Genomic DNA, 1,575 nt, shown 5'->3' with positions numbered 1-1,575 from the left:
CGCCGACGATAATCCCCTTGATCCCAAGCCGGGGGTTAGAAAACCGCGATTAGACGGTCCCTGTGACCTTTAGCACCGAGGCGCCTGGACATACGTCGCAGGCCCCCGGCCGTTAGGTCAGAGGATCCCGGTGCCGTCACGGCCGGCACCAACCGCTAATCGAGGGGTTTCTAAAGCCCCGAGGCAGCGCGTACTGCCCTGTGGTTCGTTATAGATTGAAGAGGGATTCGACGCCAGCCGTGGAGAATGCGGCAACTTCAACCAAGTTGGTAGGGTCTGAGCGGCCAAGAGCCTGCGACATGAAGGATGCGCCGATGATTGGTGACGTCCGACACCTGCTGCTCGAGGAACGAGAATGACCGCCTGGAGGCGACCGTGCGTTGCCGAACCTCCCCGCGCATGACCGAATATGCCGATAGCCCATCAAAGCGGCGACCTCACGCTCCGCGGAATCAGCCGGATCGCGGGCCCTTGCACATCAACATCAAGGAGCTTACGGCCGACAGCGTAGCGCTGCGGCCTATCAATAGACCCTGGCTCTCCAGCTGGGGCCGTTGCAATCCACAAAGGGCTATTTCGGCCTGCTGACGCCAATTCCGGTCAGATCGATCCTGATGCCCGCCTTATTGGGATTATCCGGCTCCTTGTCCTGCTGGGTCCCTTCGTCCGGACGGCTCGCAGGTCTCGCCGCGTCATTCCCGTCCACGGGCTTGTCGCCAGCGTCCGATGCCCCCTTGCGGGCCGGCAGGCTGCCGGGATCGGGCTCGTCGAATACATACTTCCCCTCGAAATACCCGCTCTTCCAGGCTTCGATCGCGTCGCCGAACGCCTCGTCGACCGGCGTGCCATACCATTTGGTGACGATGCGATAGACCTTGCCGAACAGCGCGGTGCCCATCCTGATATTGGCGCAGGCCTCGACGAGGTCGGGCTTGAGCTCGGCGACGTCGGTGACGCCGAGCCCAGCCGGATATTGGGTCACCCCAACGCGGACCATGGCGTGGCCGACGTAACGGCGGACGAGCTCCATGGCATCATCCGGCGTCTTGGGCGGCGTCATGAGGATGACGCGGTTTCCGGTCCGGACCGTGACGGCGAGCGGATCGGGTGCCCCGACCGCACGGATGAATTTCTCGACGATCGCGGGCTTCAGGCCCGGATCGGCACATTGATGAATGGTGGCGGCATCGATCATGATGATCCCCTTCAGGTGTTGAACGAGAGCACGAGCGGCAGTCCGAACAGGCGCGCCCAGGCTTCGGTACTGGCTCTTTGAATCGCCAGCATGTTGGTGCCGGCGGTCCACCAATCGTTGCCGATCGCGACAAGTACGTCGGGCGAATGGAGCATCGACTGCAGGACGGGCCAGACGAGCAGTTGCTCGTAACAGATCAAGGGCGCCACGCGGTGGCCGGCGGACTCGACGACGGGATTGGCAAAGAGGGTCCCCTGGCGCCTCCGCCTTGCCCCGTCCATGCGAGCCAGGGTTGCCACATCGAGACCGGGACCGGCATGCGCTCGCCATAGAGCCGGCGCGCGCGACCGGCGCTGACCTCCATCATGGCGTTGTCATAG

Annotated in this window: 1 protein-coding gene and 1 pseudogene; both read right to left on the bottom strand. The window is 63.5% G+C overall.

Features of this window, described 5'->3' with window-relative positions; translation table 11 throughout:
• Positions 1-571: 571 nt before the first annotated feature.
• A complete protein-coding gene (locus tag QJT78_RS51080) occupies positions 572-1,195 on the bottom strand; it encodes a TraH family protein (RefSeq protein WP_038945276.1) in 624 nt (207 codons plus the stop codon).
• Positions 1,196-1,206: 11 nt separating this feature from the next.
• Positions 1,207-1,575 (bottom strand): annotated as a pseudogene (locus tag QJT78_RS51075) (nitrilase-related carbon-nitrogen hydrolase); the annotation flags it as partial.

This window comes from Bradyrhizobium sp. Mp27 (genome assembly GCF_029953005.1).
Lineage (GTDB): Bacteria > Pseudomonadota > Alphaproteobacteria > Rhizobiales > Xanthobacteraceae > Bradyrhizobium > Bradyrhizobium barranii.
Note: the sequence above shows the minus strand (reverse complement) of the source record. Positions and strands in the feature narration are given on the sequence as shown.

Excerpts from the sequence above, each read along its gene's own strand:
- QJT78_RS51080 (WP_038945276.1), bottom strand. The coding sequence starts at position 1,195 with ATGATCGATGCCGCCACCATTCATCAATGTGCCGATCCGGGCCTGAAG.